Below are 20,252 nucleotides of genomic sequence, written 5' to 3'. Positions count from 1 at the left end.
TCACCAAGCAGTAATCAGTAAAAATAATGATAAATTTCTTTTTGCTTGCACCAAAAAACAGCATTAGAACGAATGAACTTGCAACTCCGAGCTTTATATATCCCATCATGCACCAACTAAGGCTGTGCAATACTTTGCATCTGCTGTTTATGCATCAGCAAATCATTGACACGAAAAAAATTTTCATGCTCCGAAAGAGCATCCGATGTTAACCAGAGCCTTCTATTTTTATCCATAAATACCACGCGATAAAAATCAGCGAGCGAATCAGGTGTGATGCGTGCTACTGCATCAGCAAGCTCAAGACGGCGAGAGAAGTGATTATTGTAGGTAGTGATTAGGCTCCAGTAGCGCTCGCCCTGCTCTTTCAGCGAACGCGCAGGTTCGCGCATTTTTTTTATCAGTGATTGCTGATTCGCGTTAAAACCCTCAGATAATTGCGTGTACTGCTCATCCAAAAACAGATCAATTTCTTGAATAATTTTTTCTTCAGTCACATTAGGGGATTGAACAATAAGCAAACTATTTTCGAGATTAAGTAGTGGCGCTGCCGCAGCGGCCACGACATAGCCAAATTGTTTCTCTGTACGCAACTGATTATAAAATGCAGGCTGCAACAATTGCAGCGCAAGCATCATATGTGCTGTATCGTCAACTGACAGAGACGGGCTTTGAATAAGTAACTCAACTACTTTATCGCCATGCTCTAACGGATGGGTATAAAGCCAAGGTTTATCTGTACCTTTAGGCAAGAATAATAATTTTGTGGGGGGTAAATCGCGCCCAGTCTGGCGACCTAATAATTCATGCTCAACCAAAACAGCAAGCTTTAATGCTTCAGCGCGAAAATAGTTACCATAAAAAAGCGCATCCACTTTTGCATCAATTAACTGCCGATTGGAAAATTGAGCAAATTGTTCGGATGTTTTATTTTCCAGTGCTGCGATTAATTGCGCATTACTCCAGTAAGGCGCGGACTGTAATACCGGTATTTGCTTGGCAAGAACCTGATAGGGCAAGTCTTTATTCTGATTGCGCCACGCGCGCAACAAACTTTCTTTGATTAGCGAAAACCGTTCCTCTTTAAATTTACTGGTGCGCATAACTTCCATGATTTTATTCATCAGCAAACCTTGGCGACTTGAGTAACCAAAAACGCTAATGTCGTAACCGCGCGAATTTGCCACTATATCGTGATCAATTCCTGCCAGTTTTGCCGGATATGCGTATTCATTGAGCTGATCAGAAATCAATGCAGCAAACAATTGAGCCTGTGCAGCACCTTCTGCACTACTGGCAACCAACGGTGATTTTATGCGCAGATTAATCGCTGCGCGCGGCTGCATAAATTGCTGATCCTGCGCATACCACACCTGCATATTTTTGCTATCTAAAATAAGCTGCGGCTGGGCGTCAGCTACACTGTTCTCATCCAAAAGCGAGCCAGGTTTCACTGTTAATCGCTTAGGCAAAAAAAGATTTTTTTCTGGCAAAAATAATTCTTTGCGCACCGCTGGCTTTAGGTCCAGCAATTCAGGAATGCCGGCGCGCACTACAAATGGTGCCGAGTACAATGCCGATATGCGGTAGGGCTCAACATCTGGCGCAGTCAATACCAAGAGCAAATTATCACTACTCAAATACGACAAGCTTTTCTTGATTAGTCGCTCATCATAGACCGAGTAAATATAGTCGCCACGTAAAATATCTCTCGGCGTGTACAACCTCATCGACTCCGCCAATGCACTAACAGTTTGAATGGGGGCACTCTTTTCCTGAAAACGAAAATTTAAATCGCCCATTTGCTGCAATTCACTATAGCGCCAGGATGACATACCGCGCTGCTGGAGCTGCTCTATGCAGTGAAACACCAAGGATACAATTTGATCGCGAGCACGCACTCCTTGAGGTGTTAATTGAATATTTAATTGAAACACTGCATCTTTACGGCTTTGTAAACCAATACTGGTATAGAGCGCATCAGCCCAGCCCAACCGCTTGAGCAAGGACAGCAAACTACCCTCAGCCTCGTGCCCCAAGAGATTGGCGATGTAAGCGAATGGTTTTTTCTCGTAAAACTGATCTGGATTGGGAATGGGAAAATTGAAGGTGAGCTGGCGCAGTTCTTTTTCCGGCTTTATAGCGACACTAGCAGGCAGGCGCTGCTTGTCAAACAGCGAAGGATAATGACTGGAAATATTGATATCCCGCTTTGGAATTGCACTAAAACGAGCGCGAACTCTCTTTTCAAGCGTATCCAGATTATCGCGACCTAACACAACTAAACTCATTAGGTGTGATGAATAGTGCTGCTGGTAAAACGCAATCATATCATCGCGTACAGAACGACCATCTCGATCGGCTAGCGTCGTCAAGTTACCTACAGAAAATTTTGCGCTGGGATGCTGGGGGTTCATCAGCTCGCGATATACATCCCACTCTCGCCGCCCATCATCTTTTAATTTGGCGAGATACTCAGAATTTACCGCATTGCGCTCACGCTCAACATAGTCGGCACTAAACAGCGGCGCAATAAAAAATTGCGCAAAACGATCCAAAGCAGGATCTAGTTGATCATTATCGATATCGAAAAAATAGTTGGTATTTTCCGCTGCGGTATAAGCATTAAAACTGCCACCATGCTGGGAGATAAACTCTTGATACTCACCGGCTAGCGGGTATTTTTCAGTACCCAGAAAAAGCATGTGCTCAAGAAAATGAGCGAGCCCAGCGCGATCTTCAGGATTTTGATTTGCACCGACGTTCACATCCAGCGCTGCTGCCGATTTTTCAGTAGTAGCATCCGATATCAACAGCACCCGCAGCTGATTATCTAATACTAAATAGCGATATGAACGTTTGTCATTTTCACTCTTGATAACACCTCTGGTGGTATTAAGATCGATAGTTGCGTTAAAGATGGAATTAACACCGCCCTCTGCTCTAGGGCTCTCGACACCGCCTTGAGCGATCAGTAGTTGACTGGCAAACAGGAATGCAACTGCCGCCAACGTAGAGGCACACAATCTCAGATTACATCTGCACAACAATTTCACCATAACAAACTCACTTAGCCATCAGTAGTATCTGTGCAGCAACCTACTGGCAGCAACCTACTGATAAATCAATTTTCACGCGCTGGCGCTATGCCACAGTTTTTTTAAGCAGATAACAATACACCGCATCCCGCTCTGCAAACGCTAATAACGTCTGCCCACTTAGCTGGGCATAAGCTTGAAAATCTCGTACTGAACCTGCATCGGTTGCCAATACTCGCAGTACCTGGTCCGTAGCCATATCGCGCAATGCTTGCTTGGCTTTAAGCAATGGCAGCGGGCAACGCAGGCCGGTGGTGTCCAACTGTCGGGCGACAGGATGGTTAAAGCAGTCAATAATGTCACTCAAAACATGCTACCTATATAGAGTGCGCGCGCGTCTAAGGACAATACCTTAGGCTGCCATCAGCATTTGCTGCCAAGTTTATCGAACCAGTCATCAAGCATATGGTCATAAAAGGTTGCTAACCTAGTCTTTACACATCAAAAAGGCTAGAGTTACGCCCTATTTTTTGCCGCCAAATCTCTCAAGGCGGATTCCAGCAGGAGTCGATCAATACTGTGTTTATCTCGTTTCAGCGCCATCTATCCACCATTAGCAAACGTCTACTAACACCGGTCAGCCTCACATTTCTATTGGTTGGCGGCTTGGTTGCCAACCCATTTGCAAGCCACGCAGAGATAGACCTCCCCAATCTAGGCGATACCAGCTCGATTATGATTTCTCCCGCGCAGGAGAAGATACTGGGGCAGCGCTGGCTCAGAGCGTACCGCAGCCAAGTACCCACGTCGTCTGATCCCATGATTATCGACTATCTGGAACAACTGTTTGCGCGCCTGATTCCTCATAGCCAGCTGGATGAGAAGCGGATTGATTTGGTTGTCGCCGAAAATAACACGCTTAACGCCTTTGCGGTACCCGGAAATATCATTGGTATACACACCGGCTTGCTGATGTATGCAAAAACCGAGAATCAATTAGCCGCCGTACTCACTCATGAACTGGGGCACCTAAGTCAGCGCCACTATGCACGCCGATTGGAACAGCAAAAAAACATGATGATGCCGATGCTGGCGGGCATGCTCGCTGGTTTAGTATTAGCCGCAAACAGCAATAGCGATGCAGGCATGGCCGCCATTATGGGTACTCAAGCTGCCGCACAGCAGGCATCACTTGCCTTTAGCCGCCAAAATGAACAAGAAGCCGATCGTATTGGCATGCAGACAATTGTTGAAGCCGGCCTGGATCCCTACGCTGCAGCTGATATGTTTGAGCAGATGGTGCGCGCCAACCGCCTCAATCGCCGCCCGCCGGAATACCTGCTCACTCACCCAGTCAGTGAAACCCGCGTAGCCGATGCGCGCAACCGCGCAATGCAATACGAACGTAAACCCGTTGCAGACAACCTTGAATTTTTGCTGGTGCGCACCCGAGTCAGAGTGAAGGCAGAGGAAACCCCTCAACTTGCGGCAAGAATGTTCAAGAGCGAATTAGACAAAGAGAGCGACAACCCAGATGCCAGCCGCTATGGCCTTGCGCTGGCGCTCACTGAAGCCAGCCAGTTTGATGCGGCACGCGATGCGCTCGCCCCGCTACTTGAAAAAGATCCTACCCGCGTCACCTATCAAATTATGCGGGCAGATATTGAAATCGCCGCCGAGCGTTACAAAGCCGGACTGGATATTCTTGAGGCGCAACTAAAACAGCATCCCCATAGCTACCCGTTAATCATCCGCCATGCGGAAGCATTGATGAAAGCGGGCCTTTACCAGCAATGTGCAGATATTCTGGATCGCTACTCGCGCAAACGCAGTAACGATGACTATGTGTGGTATTTATTGGCAGAAGTGAATGGCTTAGCAGGCAATATTCTCGGAGTGCATGAGGCTCGCGCAGAATATTTTATTTTGAATGGTGTGTATGACCGCGCACAAATTCAATTGCGCAACGCTTTGAAAATGACACAAGGCAACAGCTATCGCACTGCATTAATTGAAGAGCGGTTGAAATATGTTACCGCGCAAATGCAAGCTGAAGGCTTTTAATCTCAAGCACAGCCATCACTCAAGATGGCTGTTTTATCCACCCGGATTCAACAATCCATTCATCGGCATTAAGCACGGCCATAGGCCTGCCAATAAAATATCCCTGGGCTTCATCGCACCCCATTTCGGCGAGGCGCGCCAATAATGCTTCGTTCTCCACCCCCTCGGCCACAACGGTTAAACCCAAATTGTGGGCGAGGTGGATAGTGGAATTAACAATCAATTCATCTTGCGCATCTTCCAACATATTGCGCACAAAAGAATTATCGATTTTGAGTGTTTGCACCGGAAGACGCTTCAGATAAGCAAGCGATGAATAACCCGTACCAAAATCATCAATCGCCAAGTGCACTCCCAATTCATGCAATGCATCGAGATTGCGTAGTGCACGGTTGGGGTCGGTCATGATGGTACTTTCGGTAATTTCCAACTCCAAGCGCGAAGCAGGTAGCTGATATTTGAGCAAGAGCCGCTCCACCAGCTTAGTAATATTGTCATCCATTAAATTCCGCGCCGATAAATTCACCGCAATGCTTAATGACATTCCTTGATCTTGCCAACGACGGCACTGCTCAATCGCGTTTTCTAGAACCCAAGCAGTGAGTTGATGAATAAAACTGGTTAATTCAGTAATAGGAATAAAATCAGCCGGAGGCACAAAACCCAACTCAGGGTGAATCCAGCGAATTAAGGCTTCAAATCCGTAGCAGCGCCGCTCACCCAATATGACTTTGGGTTGGTAGTACAAACACAATTGATTTTCACGAATGGCGCGCCCTAGCTCACCCACAATTGCCAAGCGCTTGGTTGAGTGCGGATCGTACTCGGGGCTGTAAATCGATAAACCCAGCATCTGACTTTTGGCGTAATACATAGCGATATCGGCGTAGCGCATCAAACTGTGATGATCTTTCGCCTGTTGCGGCGAAATTGCAATTCCAATACTCGCAGCAATTTGCGTGGTAAATCCATCGAGATCAAACTCCTGTGCGAGCGCATCCAATAGTCGATGCCCAAATACCACCGCTTGATGGCTACTGCGAATACGCGGCAAAAACACCGCAAATTCATCGCCTCCCAAACGCGCTACTGTGCCGGGCACCTCAGCCATTTCATTCGCTAAGCGCGGGCCGATCAATTGCAATAAGTGATCGCCCACATTGTGCCCGAGCGTATCATTTATTTCTTTAAAGCGATCCAGATCAATTAATAACAATGCACTGATTTGATCAGCACTACGCTGCGAAAAACACTCTTCCATATCAGCGTAAAGTTGTTCGCGATTGGGTAGATCGGTAAGCGCATCGTGAAAGGACTGATAGCGCAGCCTTTCTTCATAACGTTTGCGCGCTGTAATATCTTTAGTAGTACCCCACACGCGCTTTAAATAGCCATCTTCAACAATACCTGTGCAGGAGATTTGAAAATAATAATTTTTCCCGCGCGGATCTTGTCGCACAATATCGTGATCAATCATTATGTACTGGTTATTTACAAAGAAATGCAGATCAAACACATAATTTGTTGAGCCGCTTTCCATTAAGCCCATGCCCAATATATCGTCCAACGAGTCTGCGCCAAGCATACGCAGCAACACTTTATTTGCCTCAATCAAACTCGCGCTCTGTGCGATTTTTTTGACCTGCACTTCTAATTCCAAGTTAGTCGCAACCGGCGGCTGCATGTCGTAACACCATATCGCTTCCGAACTATTGGTGATAAATGCTTTGTAGCTGGCCTCGCTCTCTTGTAATGCATCGCGCGCACTTTTTTCGCGCGACAAGTCCTGCAGTTGAACTAACACACGATCAACATTGCCCTGCCGATCGCGAATCGGCAAAAAGCTTGCTCGAAAATATAAATTTTTATCGCAAATAAAACGACTGCGATGAATGTTGCCCAAGGAATAATTCATTTCAAGGGTTTGTATCACCCCATCTAAATAGACCGAGCGAAGCGCAGCTGATAACTCTGCATCAGCACCAATACGTTTATCGCGTAAGACTGAATAAAAACCCGCTGCACTTTCAGCTTGGCGATGCGAGAGATGGAATAACCGCTCTACCGCTTGATTGAGATGAAGAATGACACCGTGCCGATCAGTAATAAGGCTAGGAATAGGACTTTCAGCAAACAAACCAGACAGAAATTGCAAAGCATATCCCTCACCGGCACCCGCGAGCAGATGTCGCGCACTAATAGCCATACCCGCAAAACGGCGCACTTTAGTATCCTGATCTAGTTGCAAACGCCCGACAAATCGCACGCGGGGCTCACCAGCAACCCCTGTCAGACGCACATCGCAAGAGCGCAAACGCTCCGTATCCTGATCCTGCGAATCAGCATTAAAGGCCTGCAAAAACAAGTATTTGTCGGCTTTGGGTAATAGCGCTAACAGGTCAGCTAGGCGGGATAGGGTCGGTACTACCTCAGCCAGTGATTCAATAAGCTCAGGCGAAATGTACAAATCCCCATTCAGGACATCCATATTCCAAGACGCAATACTGGACGCATCCAGCGCGCTCTCGATGGCGAAATCACTCGGCAATGGGGTTGCTGTGCCGCTCGTGGAATTGGAATGTTGCATAGTGGATGAAGTCGCCCTGTGCGCAAATAAGACTTGTCAATTTCAAAGTGTAGACAAGAATTTTTTGATTGCGCTGTCGTCGGGAATTAGTTCATCGTTATTGTTATTTATGTAAATTTTGGCGCCAAAATTATCTGCATCGACGCCAAATAGCTGCACGCCAATAAAGTTCGCCGAAGGGCCGCAATGAAACTGTCAATAATGCGGCGGCCTATCGTTAGTAATTTCGATATCGCCTCCCTGTGCCGGGTCGCGCGCCAACTCATCCAAGCGCTGGGCAAGCAGGCGCATCTGCTGTTTCAACTGAACTATCTCGGCATCCTGTTTGGTAATTACCTCGTTTAGTTGCGCCAGCGTATCTTCCTGGTAAGCAACACGGGTTTGTACATCAATTAATTGCTCTTCAATATCAGACATTTTTTAATTCCTCTCTCTATTCGAGAACTGCATAAGCGGCATCGATCAAACGCACCGCGCGCTCGTCGATTAAAATTCTATTGCCCATGCGATGGGTGACGTAACCAAAACCCAATTCAAAATCCGGATCGGCAAAACCGATACAACCACCCGCACCAGGGTGACCAAAGGCGCGTGCGCCGCGACCGTAGCGACAATCAGCACGATCCGCTTGCGACAACATAAATCCATGACTAAAACGCAACGGCAAACCGAGGGTGCGATCCTGTTCAAAGGTTTGTTCTTGCCAGCACAATGGCAATGCAGATTCAGCCAACACATTTTGTTGCGCATTTGCTAAAGCGCCGTAAATAGTGGCGAGGGCGCGCGCATCGGCATGGGCGCCTGCTGCCGGAATTTGCGCCTGCCGCCATTCACGCGAATTAGTCGCGGTCATTAAACTGATCGGGTTAGAAAAAGCGCGATTGGTGACGCCGCGCGGATCGGCTTTCATTAATTTCCCCAGCGCGATGCTATCGGCGCCAGTAGAACTCGCCATCACCCCCAAGGGGCGTTTAAGTGGGCCGGTATCCGCAACACTATCCAATAAAAAGTCTGGCACACCAAAATGGCAATTCGCGTTCAAAGGCTGCGCCACATACTGCTGGAAATACTCGTTAAAACTTGCACAGCCGCTGGCACGTTTTACCAGCTCACCCAAAATCCAACCGAACATAAACGGCGAATAGCCCTGCGCCGTATTTGGCGCCCACCAAGGTGACTCAGCGGCGACAGCTTGCGTCATAGCAGCCCAAGTAAAAATTTGCTCATTGGAAATATGCTGATGAAACGCCGACATGCCTGCGCGATGGCACAGCAGCTGTCGCAAAGTGATTGAGCTTTTGTCTGCTTGTATAAAATCAGGCCAGATGCTGGCGACCGGCTCATCCAACTGCAACTTGCCCTCGGCCACCAGCTGCAATACGCACAAAGCCACCAGACCTTTACCGGCTGAAAAAATATTGACCAGCGTACCCTCACTCCAATCGGTTCGCTCTATACCAGCGAGCTTATTACTGCGCTGGCCAGCCCACACATTCACCACCAATTCCCCACGGTGCACCAGCGCCAGCCCGGCGCCCTCCTCGCCTTGTTCTGGGGAGAAATTAGCGGCAAAGGCATCGATAAGCGGCTGCCATTGCGGCAACCATTGGCCGTTAATTGTCATAGCAAAACCTCTATCAAATGAGGAACGAATAAAAAGTTGCGCGCATTCTACCAGTGCCCGAGGTTAGAATTGGCAGCTAGTTTCCTGCGAGCGATTACCATGAGCAAAGATAAAAACTCCCGCCTTGTCTATTCCACCGAGACTGGCCGCATCAAAGAAGACAAACCCGCTGCAACCATTCCACAGGGCGATGGCATAGTGCGCATCCGCCGCGAGACCGCCGGCCGCAATGGCAAAGGCGTCACCACCATTACCGGCGTGCCGCTGGATGAAACCAAACTAAAAGACCTCGCCAAAGCCCTCAAAGTTACGTGTGGTGTGGGCGGCTCATTGAAGGATGGTGTCATCGAAATCCAAGGCGACCAGCGCGACAAACTTAAAGCCGAGCTGGAAAAGCGCGGTTTCACCGTAAAACTGGCAGGCGGTTGAGCGTGGACGAGTTTCCGTTTGATCCCCAACTCATCAAAGAATTAGTCACCACTCCTATGCCCTACGGTAAATATGCCGGTCATATGATTGCCGACATCCCCGAGCATTATTTGATGTGGATGGGGCGCGAGGGCTTCCCCAAAGGCAAACTTGGCCAATTGCTGGGCTTGATGTATGAGATTCGCTTGAATGGTTTGGAGCCAATACTCAAACCCTTGCGTTAAACCCCTCTCGTCACTCCCGCTTGCGGGAGTCTAGCTTTTGATTTTAAAACCTATGGATCCCCGCTAGCGGGGATGACAACTTTCTTACAAAATCAAGCAAGAGCAACTCAACACCTCTGGCCTATTTCTTGCTAAACCTCTGTTAACGAATCAAAACCGCCGTTTTTCTGACAGAGGGGCACCAACATATGAATAGCGAGCTTTTTCTACAAATTACTGACACTTCATTGAAAATCGGTTTGGGCGCAATTATCGCCGCCGCAACAGCTTGGGTTGTACTGCGCCGCAGTAACCCGCAACCGGTCGCCAGCGCGCGCGACAATCGCCGCTTGCAGATACTGGAAGATGTATCCACCCAAGTAGGCACCGTCACCCATATCTTCGCCAAATATTCGTCGCTGGTGGTGGAGTCCATCCAATTTGGAGAGCGCTGGCCACAGGCACGCCGCGCAGAGCTAGATGCTGTCAACAGCGAACTGGTCGCCGAGTTTAAAAAACTGGCCGAAGCCGAAGCCAAATTATTGATGCTGGGAGAAAAAAATCTGGAGCGCAGCCTGCGTTTGTACGGCGCCAAGATCGCGGTATACCGCAAGCAGGTTTATATCGGCCGCAAGGATATTTCGCTGGAGCAGATAACCGCACTGAAAAACACCATAGTGCAAGTCCGCGAGCAGTTTTACGATATGCTCAGCCGCAAATACGATCGTTTACTCGCCAGCGCCTAACCGCCCTCTCGTCAGAAATGCCAGATTGCGCCCGCTCTTGCGGGCGCAATTGTTTTACTCGGCAGAATACCGCCACCGGGATTACATTTTTTAGCGCGCGGGAACACCCCAAGCTTGTTATGCTAAAGACCTTAAGGCTATTCCCAGCTGATTTTTAGTTAATCCTCCAAGGCACACCAATCGCTATGATTAAAATTTTTCGCAACTGGCTTGATCGCTATTTTTCCAATGAAGAAGCCTTACTGCTATTACTTCTGTTGGCATGCGGGCTGATCGCCATACTGACTATGGGGCAAGTATTAGCGCCGATGATCGCCGCTATTGTGATTGCATTTTTAATGCAGGGTTTAGTTGTACACCTACGCAGCTGGGGCGCACCGCATTGGCTGGCAGTGAGCATCGCCTTTACTGTACTTATGTTAATGCTGAGTGCTTTTTTGTTATTGGTATTGCCCATTTTATGGAACCAGTTGGTTCGTTTTTTTAGCGAATTGCCGCGCATGTTTATTGAAGGGCAGCAACTGCTGATGCTGTTGCCAGAAAAATACCCAAAGCTAATTAGCGAGCGCCAACTTGAGCAAGTATTTACCTCGATGACTGCAGAGATTAGTGGCCTCGGGCAGGATGTTGTCAGTTTTTCGGTGACCAATATTCCCATGCTAATCGGCTTATTAATTTATTTGATTTTAGTGCCGATACTGGTGTTCTTTTTCCTCAAAGACAGCCAGGTCATCATCAACTGGGGCAGCAAATTTCTCCCTGAAAACCGCCCGATGATGAGCAAAGTCTGGCAAGAAATGAATCAACAATTTGCCAATTATGTGCGTGGCAAAGTGATCGAAATCTTAATTGTGGGCGCTGTATCTTATATCGTGTTTGTGCTGCTCGGGCTGCACTATGCGGCACTGCTGGCGATTGCGGTTGGCCTGTCCGTTGTGATTCCGTTTGTAGGCGCTGCGGTGGTCACTTTGCCAGTAGCTATGGTCGCCTACTTCCAATGGGGCTGGTCATCAGAGTTTATTTATTTGATGCTGGCCTACACCGTCATTCAAGCATTGGATGGCAATGTGTTGGTACCCCTACTCTTCTCTGAAGCCGTTAATTTACACCCGGTTGCGATTATTCTCGCAGTGCTGGTGTTTGGTGGGCTGTGGGGGTTTTGGGGAGTATTTTTTGCGATCCCCCTTGCGACACTGGTAAAAGCCATTCTTTATGCATGGCCTATCGCCGTACAAGAAGTCACCCATGCGCACGCCAGCGATAATCCATAATGATCATCAAACCATTAAAAATGATGAAGGGGATTGTTATGTCTAACACTTTCTACCGTTTATTTATCACAGGGCTCTTACTGATTATGTCTAACCTCACACTCGCTACTGATATTTGGATCGATGTCCGCACCACCGACGAATTTAACGCAGGCCATATTGAAGGCGCGGCGCATATCCCCTACGAGGAGATCGCGATGCGTATTGCTGAAGTGACTACCGACAAAGACGCAAAAATTCATCTCTACTGCCGTTCCGGCAATCGCTCCGGCATTGCCCAACAAACACTGCAGGCGATGGGTTTTACCAACACCATCAATGAAGGTGGCTACGAGCAAATCTTAACCAGACAAGCAAAAGACTAGTTTTAGTGATGAGCCGTTATATCCTGTAACGGCTCCTTGTCATGCAACCCCTCTGAATTCAGCTCTTCCTCTCCAGCACCATATCACTCAAATTTACTCAACCGGCTATTTACCTCATAACACGAACTTGATATGACTGAGATGCAATCTCAGTTGATATTAACTCTCGAAATAATTAAGATGGGCGCAAATACGAATCATTCTTTTTTACGTTTAAGGGTAAAACTATGCTCAAAAAATCTTTGCTGGCATTGTCACTGGGACTCATCGCGTTAAACACTAGCGCTGCAGAGAAAGCCCCCACTAATGCCGAACTTTGGAAAATTATCAAAGAACAACAGGCAGAACTGGACGCCCTAAAAAGCCAACAACAAGAAACTGCTAAAAAAGCCGATGCGACCGATGCAAAAGTCGAATCGACTGCCGCAGCTCTAGATCTAAGCAGCACAGCAAGCAATCAAAACAAAACTGTTATTGGTGGCTATGGCGAATTGCATTTAAACCGTTGGGATAACGATAAGCCCGGCGGCAGCGATAAAAAAGAAATGGATTTTCACCGTTTTGTATTGTTGTTCAGCCACGAATTCAGCGACACAGTGCGCTTCTTCTCCGAATTTGAGCTGGAGCATGGCGTAGCTGGTGAAGGTAAAAAAGGCGAAGTTGAATTAGAGCAAGCCTATGTAGAGTGGGACTATTCCGCTAAGCACAGCCTCAAATCAGGGGTGTTTTTAGTACCTGTAGGCATCATCAATGAAACCCATGAGCCAGACACTTTTTACGGTGTAGAGCGCAACAGCGTAGAAAACAAAATCATCCCCAGCACTTGGTGGGAGGGTGGCGTTGCTTTCAGTGGTGAACTGGCACAGGGTTTAAGCTACGACTTTGCCGCTCACTCTGGTTTGGCTTTGGCTACCGGTAAGTTCCAGGTGCGCGATGGCCGCCAAAAAGTATCGGAAGCAAAAGCTGACTCTTTCGCTTATACCAGTCGTTTGAAGTACACCGCGATCCCCGGTTTAGAGCTCGCAGCCAGTGTGCAGCTGCAGGAAGATTTCACTCAAGGTGCCGGGGCCACCGAAATTGGTGCAACCCTGTTTGAAGCTCACGCCGTGTACCAAACCGGCCCCTTTGGCCTGCGTGCGCTCTATGCCCAATGGAATATCGATGATGCCATCAATACCGTCGCCAGCGGCGCCGATAAGCAATCGGGCTGGTACATAGAGCCATCTCTACGTCTGAACGAACAGTGGGGTATTTTCACTCGCTACAACGAGTGGGACAACCAAGCAGGTGACAGTGCCGATTCCAACTACAGCGAATGGAATTTGGGCGCCAACTTCTGGCTCAGCGAGACTACTGTGTTCAAATTTGACCTAATGCGCCAAGAAGTTCCAGCAGGTAAAGATGAATACGCCGGTTTCAACCTGGGTGTTGGCTACTCCTTCTAAGTTGTAGATCGCAGAACCAGAGTCTCCTCTGGTTCTGCTTACAGCAAATCTTGCAGAGGTAAATAATGCGGTTTTTGATGTGCATAGTGGTATTGCTCCTCAGCGCGCAACATGTTTTTGCCCAGCGCGGTAGCTACATTACTGAAGCCGAACTTGTCGCCCAATATCTGCCCTCAGCAACCGCCAAAACGCTCTGGCTGCAAGGCGAGCAGCGCACCACAGCTGAAGCCATCTGGAAACGCAAATTACCTCTACGGATTAGCTATCAACAGGTCGACAACACCACCCTCTGGGTATTGCAAGAGATAGGCAAAGAACAACCTATTACTATCGGTGTAGTTATCACCGACAACCGCATCAAGACCATTAAAGTCATGGAATACCGCGAAAGCCGTGGCGGTGAAATTCGCTACGATTTTTTCACCAAGCAGTTTCTAGACGCCGAACTGCAGGACGATATGCGCAATCTGGATCGCAATATCGATGGCATCTCTGGCGCAACCCTATCGGTACGAGCGATGAAAAAAATCGCCACACTTGCTCTCTACCTGCATCAACAGGCTCTGGTTAATACAGATAACTGAGAAAAACCTACTGCCAAAGGTCTATTTCTGGGACAATGGCCGCCTGATTCTTACCCAGCGCAGCCCCCAGCATGAACAGTACCGCCAAACACCTTTTCTCCTACCCAAAACCCAACATCCACGCCCAGGCTAAAACCTATAAGCCCGCGCCCTTTCTGCCGATGAGCCGTGCCGAAATGGACAAACTCGGCTGGGAGACCTGCGACATTATCGTCGTCTGCGGCGATGCCTATGTGGATCACCCAAGTTTTGGTATGGCGGTGATTGGCCGTTTTCTCGAATCCCAAGGGTTTCGCGTGGGCATTATCGCCCAGCCCGACTGGCGCAGCGCCGAACCCTTTAAAGCCCTCGGCAAACCCAACCTGTTTTTTGGGGTGAGCGCGGGCAACATGGACTCCATGATTAACCGCTACACCGCCGACCTGCGCATGCGTTCCGACGATGCCTATACCCCCGGCGGCATGGGCGGCCAACGCCCCGACCGCGCCGTGACCGTATACAGCCAGCGCTGTAAAGAAGCCTATAAAGATGTGCCGATTGTGCTCGGTGGGATCGAAGCCAGTTTGCGCCGTATCGCCCAGTACGATTACTGGAGCAACGAAGTGCGCCGCTCGGTGTTGATCGACGCCACCGCCGACATTTTGTTGTACGGCAACGCCGAGCGCGCGATTGCAGAAGTAGCGCATTCTCTTGCAGCTGGTAAAAGCGTAAAAGAGCTGGATAGCATTCGTGGCACTGTGGTTATCAAAAAAGAACCGCCCGCAGGCTGGACCGAAATTGATTCCACCCGCATCGATTGGCCGGGCAATATCGATAAATTGCCTAACCCCTATGAATATCAACACAACGCCAAATCCGTGGTCGATGCCGCACAAACTGACATCAACAATTCGCAAATTGGGTTGCGCCAGCTCGACCCAGACAAAATGGCCGAACAAATTGCCGCGCTGAATCCGGAAGCCGCCAATCAATTGGCTACCCAAGGCTGCCCAGCGCAGGGCATTGAAAGCGAAAAAGCCTTTGACCCGAATGAACCACAACCCATTCGCATTATTCCCATGCCGCTGCAAAATCGCAGTGATTTGGTTGATAACGAAAAAGTCTACGTGCGCCTACCCTCCTTCGATAAGGTGCGCAAAGACCCAACTTTATATGCACACGCTTCACGGGTTTTGCACCAAGAGGCAAACCCTTACAACGCGCGCCCGATGATTCAAAAACACGAGAACCGCGAAATTTGGATTAACCCACCGCCGATCCCGCTCGAAACCGACGAGCTCGATGGTGTGTTTGATTTGCCTTACGCGCGTGTACCCCATCCGGTGTATGGCAAACAAAAAATCCCCGCCTACGAGATGATCAAAACCTCGATCAATATCATGCGCGGTTGTTTTGGCGGCTGTACGTTTTGTTCGATCACCGAGCACGAGGGGCGCATTATTCAAAGCCGCTCGCAGGAATCGATCCTCAAAGAAATTGAAGATATTCGCGATAAGGTGCCCGGCTTTACCGGCCACATTTCAGATTTAGGCGGCCCCACGGCGAATATGTATCGCCTCACTTGCAAAGATATGCCGACGCTCTCTAAATGTCGTCGCTTGTCGTGTGTATATCCAACCATTTGTAAAAATTTAACGACCGACCATAAACACACCACGAATTTGTATCGCGAAGCGCGCAAAATTCGCGGCGTTAAACGGGTGTCGGTTGCATCGGGTTTACGTTATGACTTGGCCGTGCTCGATCCGGAATACGTTAAAGAATTGGTGACTCATCACGTCGGCGGTTATTTAAAAATCGCACCGGAGCACACCGAGGAAGGTGTGCTCTCGCAAATGATGAAACCGAAGATGAGCAGCTACTACGAGTTCAAACGCATGTTTGATCAATTCTCGAAAGAAGCGGGCAAGGAACAATTTTTAATTCCCTACTTTATCGCCGCGCATCCGGGCACGCGCGATGAAGATATGCTCAACCTTGCGCTCTGGTTAAAGAAAAACAATTTTGAAGTGGATCAGGTGCAAACCTTTTATCCATCGCCTATGTCACTCGCAACGGCGATGTACGTGAGTGAGCGCAACCCGCTGAAAAAACTCACCTACAAGAGCAAAAAAATTAATATACCGCGCGGCATAGAACAGCGTCGCTTACAAAAAGCCCTGCTGCGCTACCACGACCCAGCCAACTGGCCGATTATCCGTGAAGCCCTGCGCGCCATGCGCAAACCGCATTTGATCGGCAACAGCGCCTCGGCATTGATTCCAGATGAGCAGGCCGATGCGCGCAATACTGGCCGCGGCCACAACCCCAATGCCCGCAAGCTAGGCAAACCAGCAGGAAAATTTGCGAGCAAAAGTGGCCATCAACAAACCGGCGCTAAAACAGCCAGCAAACCGGCAGCTAAAGCTTTTGGTGATAAATTTGAAAGTGCAAAAAAATTCAATGCACAAACCACCACAGCTAAAAGTGCTAGTGCACCAGCGAAAAAAGAATTTACTGGCAGCAAAACAAACAAGCCGCAACCCAGCAATAATCGCCCTGTAGGAAAAAACTCCCGCAGTAAACCGGGTGCACCTAAAAAATAAAAAGCCATCGCTTTGCACAAAAGGATTTGTGCAAATTAGCCAGTTTCCATTCAGAAAATTTCGTTAAACTGGCCGCTCTTACATCCCCCACCTGCCCACTTAAATCTGATTTATTTCTAACCATGCAAATCCCTGGCTACACCCTTATCAAGAAAATTAACAGTGGTGGTATGGCGACTGTCTACCTTGCAACCCAGCATAGTGTTGGACGCACGGTCGCGTTAAAAATAATGAAACCATCGCTGGATAAAGACCCTGAGTTTCACCAGCGCTTTCAGCGAGAGGCAACCATTATCGGCCAACTTTCCCACCCGAATATCATTCCAATTTACGATATTGGTCGGCATCAGGAATTTAATTACATTTCCATGGAGTTTTTACCAAAAGGCTCTCTGGATGAAAAAATCGCGCAAGGAATCACAACACAAACCGCTTTAAAAATTACTCTGGGAATTGCCGCCGCACTGGAGCATGCCCACAGCAAGGGCTATGTGCATCGCGATATCAAACCGGAAAATATTTTATTCCGCGAAGACGAGTCACCAGTACTGACTGATTTTGGTATAGCGCGCACGATTAAATCAAAAGCGAATATGACGCAAGTGGGCGCGGTAATCGGCACCCCCTATTACATGAGCCCAGAGCAAGCGAAAGGAGAAACCAGCGACGGGCGCTCAGACTTATACAGCCTTGGTGTAGTGCTTTATGAAATGCTCACTGGCAGCCGCCCATTTCAAGCGGACAGTTCACTTGCGCTGGGCATAAAACATATTCATGAACAGGCACCGAAACTTCCGCTGCGCCTATTTGCTTTGCAACACATTATGGATAAGTTGCTCGCCAAAAAACCGGAACAACGCTTTCAAACAGCACGGGAGTTAATTGATAGGCTTAATCCTATCATTAACAATAAAAAATCCTTACTTGTCACCAACAGCGCTACCAAGCCAGTGGAATTATTAATAAGCTCAGGAAATTATCTTCAGCAAAACCTTATTATTTTTGCAAAAAAAACAACTGCACTTGTAAATCAAATAAAAAATAGATTTCTTAATGTCGCAGCAGAACCGAAGCTTGTTACCGGATCACAGCTAGATCAAACTTTAATAGCGCCGCCAACTCCTCTTAACGAACAAGCGCCAGCTGAATTAGACGATAAACGCAGAAAGATAAACTGGCGTTATGGTTCACTCGGTTTTCTCACATTAATAATCATTGGGTTTATTTTCTTTAGCGATCGCCCCAACAACAGTACACGCGAACAATGGGCGCAGCTGTCTGGCAGCAAGAGCAACTCAACTAGCGCACCGCAGGACACTAAGCGCTTATCGCTAAGTATTAATCCTATCCCCGCTGAAGCGCGGGTTCGCATACTCAATATTAAAGAAAAATATTCCCAGGGGGTAAGTTTGCCTCCTGGTGCTTATCACATTGAAATAAGCCATCCCGGCTACATCACTAAAACCAAGTGGATAAGGCTCAATTCACACAATCAACACTGGGAAATAGCGCTACAAAAATCAAACCTGAGCGCGAACGAAAATCAACTTCCGCTTCCGGAAATGGTCGAGGTTTATGCTAGTGAATTTTTAATGGGCGACGCCACTACCGAGTCGGCCAAAACAGCGCGTATCGATAAGGACTTTTTAATCAGCCGCTACGAAATCACATTTAATGAATACGATTTTTTTGCGCTTGCGACCAATCGGGCACTACCTGATGATATGGGCTGGGGCCGCGGCGAACGGCCAGTGGTGAATATTAGTTGGGACGATGCGATGGCCTATGCAAATTGGCTGAGTAAAACCACTGGGAGATATTACCGTTTACCTACCGCAAGCGAATGGGAATATGCCGCACGCGGCAATACCACCAGTAGTTATTGGTGGGGCAATAATGAAGATGACGCAACAGAACGAGCCAACTGCCGTTATGGCTGCAAATCATTATGGGCAATTTTTTTTGATAACGAAACCAAACCCGTGGGAAGTTTTCCGCCAAATGATTTCGGCATTCACGACACCGCTGGCAATGTTGCCGAATGGGTTAACGACTGTGCCGATAAAACACCTGCGCCAGCGTGCCTAAAACGCGCGGTGCGCGGCGGCTCATTTGCAAGCAAAGTAGAGGCTATTACCGCTTATTCTCAAGTTGGGATTAGCGCAAATAAATCGCGTAAATCTATTGGCTTCAGGCTGGCGCAAGACATTCCAACAGCGCAAAAAAATAATGCAATTAAAAATGAGCAAAGACCACGGAGGCGCAATATCTTCCGGGAGATTACTGACAGTATTTTCAAACGGGATAATTAACCAAAAGAATTGCACTGCAACAGATGTATCTGTTAACTTCAAACAGCCAGCATAATGCTGGCTTTTCAATTTATTAATAAGGAGTTTTAACACATGAATATTATTGCGCGCTCGCTAAGCATTACTCTGATGACTCTCGCCAGTACCGCCACCTACGCAAAAACATTTAAGTATGACCTGCTGGGTGTACACTCGTCTAATGGTGCCATCCATTATCCAGGGTTAGATTTTAGTCAGATAAAATCAGCGGTATTAACGATTAACAAAGATCCACTCTCTCCTGATGTGCAAATCAATTCAGCTGAGCTGACCTTCCCTAATGCAGCGAAGCTCTTAGCGACAGGATTCAAAAAAACGGAATTTGGTAGCTACCGCGCAATAGTCAATGATGTGTGGATTTATCGACAAGTAATTGTGGAAATACAGGACACAGATTTTAACTACGCACACCCAACACCCGTTTCTATTTCAGTTTCTATATCCGAAAAGTCTGTATTTATTCAACCTGAAGATGATTCTAAAGGGCAACCTCTGCTTCACGTTGAAGGTATTGCGCGCGATATCACATCAAACAAAGTAGTAGACACAGAATCGGTAATCGCAGAAGGAAAACGCCTGAATTTATCTCTAAAAGAAAATTTAAGCTTTGCTTCGCCTGAAGCAAATATTACAGGAACGCGTGAAGGCTTCGTACTGGATACGCTATGGATGGGTAAAGGTCAGAAAACCTTATATCTACCCGCCCCTGTACCGCAAGGCGAATTTGATCGATATACCGCTATAGGATTAGTAATGGAGACAGTGAATGGTCCAGAAGGCCAAGAATATTTTTTTAGTGTGAAATTCACAGACTCTATGGGCGGCGAACAACTGACTCCAAGCCTACCATTAAAGCATCTACTCGACACCGCATATAACTCAGGCTTTTAACTGACCTTTTAATCAACTAATGATTATCCCTCCACAAAAAAACCGCTGACTCTCATCAGCGGTTTTTTT

General features: G+C 47.9%; 16 protein-coding genes. 11 read left to right on the top strand and 5 right to left on the bottom strand.

The genetic code is table 11. The features are described from left to right. Positions 1 to 116 precede the first annotated feature (116 nt). Positions 117 to 3,026 carry an insulinase family protein gene (locus tag AWU77_RS06740; protein WP_238582333.1) on the bottom strand — a complete coding sequence of 970 codons (2,910 nt, stop codon included), beginning with the start codon at positions 3,024 to 3,026 and terminating at the stop codon, positions 117 to 119. Between the two features lie 118 nt (positions 3,027 to 3,144). Then, the gene (locus AWU77_RS06735) at positions 3,145 to 3,405 is read right to left on the bottom strand and encodes a sulfurtransferase TusA family protein (protein WP_152625294.1); all 261 of its coding nucleotides are present in this window, start codon (positions 3,403 to 3,405) and stop codon (positions 3,145 to 3,147) included. A gap of 212 nt (positions 3,406 to 3,617) precedes the next feature. Here AWU77_RS06735 and AWU77_RS06730 point away from each other — a divergent pair, with 212 nt between their 5' ends. Further along, positions 3,618 to 5,102 carry a M48 family metalloprotease gene (locus AWU77_RS06730; RefSeq protein WP_084618155.1) on the top strand — a complete coding sequence of 495 codons (1,485 nt, stop codon included), beginning with the start codon at positions 3,618 to 3,620 and terminating at the stop codon, positions 5,100 to 5,102. Positions 5,103 to 5,121: 19 nt separating this feature from the next. Here the strand turns inward: AWU77_RS06730 and AWU77_RS06725 are convergent, their stop codons facing one another. The 3 genes from AWU77_RS06725 to AWU77_RS06715 form a co-directional block, all read right to left on the bottom strand. Then, positions 5,122 to 7,689 (bottom strand): bifunctional diguanylate cyclase/phosphodiesterase, encoded by a 2,568-nt coding sequence (locus AWU77_RS06725; protein WP_062060644.1) that lies wholly within the window; start codon positions 7,687 to 7,689, stop codon positions 5,122 to 5,124. A gap of 195 nt (positions 7,690 to 7,884) precedes the next feature. Next, entirely contained in the window at positions 7,885 to 8,106 is a 222-nt protein-coding gene (locus tag AWU77_RS06720; protein ID WP_062060642.1) for a SlyX family protein, read from the bottom strand. A 16-nt stretch (positions 8,107 to 8,122) separates the two neighbouring features. Next, positions 8,123 to 9,313 carry a serine hydrolase domain-containing protein gene (locus AWU77_RS06715; RefSeq protein ID WP_062060640.1) on the bottom strand — a complete coding sequence of 397 codons (1,191 nt, stop codon included), beginning with the start codon at positions 9,311 to 9,313 and terminating at the stop codon, positions 8,123 to 8,125. Positions 9,314 to 9,412: 99 nt separating this feature from the next. On the opposite strand from AWU77_RS06715, the gene yciH reads away from it, so the two are divergent. The 10 genes from yciH (at position 9,413) to AWU77_RS06665 (ending at position 20,183) form a co-directional block, all read left to right on the top strand. After that, positions 9,413 to 9,742, top strand: coding sequence for a stress response translation initiation inhibitor YciH (gene yciH, locus AWU77_RS06710; protein ID WP_062060638.1), 330 nt, complete (start codon positions 9,413 to 9,415; stop codon positions 9,740 to 9,742). Between the two features lie 2 nt (positions 9,743 to 9,744). Then, complete coding sequence (locus tag AWU77_RS06705; protein ID WP_062060635.1) at positions 9,745 to 9,966, top strand: DUF3820 family protein; 222 nt, start codon at positions 9,745 to 9,747, stop codon at positions 9,964 to 9,966. A gap of 188 nt (positions 9,967 to 10,154) precedes the next feature. Beyond that, positions 10,155 to 10,691 carry a hypothetical protein gene (locus AWU77_RS06700; RefSeq protein WP_062060632.1) on the top strand — a complete coding sequence of 179 codons (537 nt, stop codon included), beginning with the start codon at positions 10,155 to 10,157 and terminating at the stop codon, positions 10,689 to 10,691. A 185-nt stretch (positions 10,692 to 10,876) separates the two neighbouring features. Continuing rightward, positions 10,877 to 11,962, top strand: a complete 1,086-nt coding sequence (locus AWU77_RS06695; RefSeq protein WP_062060629.1) for an AI-2E family transporter — start codon at positions 10,877 to 10,879, stop codon at positions 11,960 to 11,962. Between the two features lie 38 nt (positions 11,963 to 12,000). After that, entirely contained in the window at positions 12,001 to 12,327 is a 327-nt protein-coding gene (locus tag AWU77_RS06690) for a rhodanese-like domain-containing protein (protein WP_152625293.1), read from the top strand. A gap of 227 nt (positions 12,328 to 12,554) precedes the next feature. After that, positions 12,555 to 13,772 (top strand): hypothetical protein, encoded by a 1,218-nt coding sequence (locus AWU77_RS06685; protein ID WP_062060626.1) that lies wholly within the window; start codon positions 12,555 to 12,557, stop codon positions 13,770 to 13,772. A 65-nt stretch (positions 13,773 to 13,837) separates the two neighbouring features. Continuing rightward, a complete protein-coding gene (locus AWU77_RS06680) occupies positions 13,838 to 14,356 on the top strand; it encodes an FMN-binding protein (protein ID WP_062060623.1) in 519 nt (172 codons plus the stop codon). Between the two features lie 71 nt (positions 14,357 to 14,427). Further along, complete coding sequence (locus AWU77_RS06675; RefSeq protein WP_062060620.1) at positions 14,428 to 16,941, top strand: YgiQ family radical SAM protein; 2,514 nt, start codon at positions 14,428 to 14,430, stop codon at positions 16,939 to 16,941. A gap of 122 nt (positions 16,942 to 17,063) precedes the next feature. After that, positions 17,064 to 19,253, top strand: a complete 2,190-nt coding sequence (locus tag AWU77_RS06670) for a bifunctional serine/threonine-protein kinase/formylglycine-generating enzyme family protein (RefSeq protein WP_152625292.1) — start codon at positions 17,064 to 17,066, stop codon at positions 19,251 to 19,253. Positions 19,254 to 19,346: 93 nt separating this feature from the next. After that, positions 19,347 to 20,183 (top strand): hypothetical protein, encoded by an 837-nt coding sequence (locus tag AWU77_RS06665; protein WP_062060614.1) that lies wholly within the window; start codon positions 19,347 to 19,349, stop codon positions 20,181 to 20,183. Positions 20,184 to 20,252: the final 69 nt, after the last annotated feature.

The organism is Cellvibrio sp. OA-2007 (genome assembly GCF_000953825.1).
Taxonomy (GTDB): domain Bacteria; phylum Pseudomonadota; class Gammaproteobacteria; order Pseudomonadales; family Cellvibrionaceae; genus Cellvibrio.
Note: the sequence above shows the minus strand (reverse complement) of the source record. Positions and strands in the feature narration are given on the sequence as shown.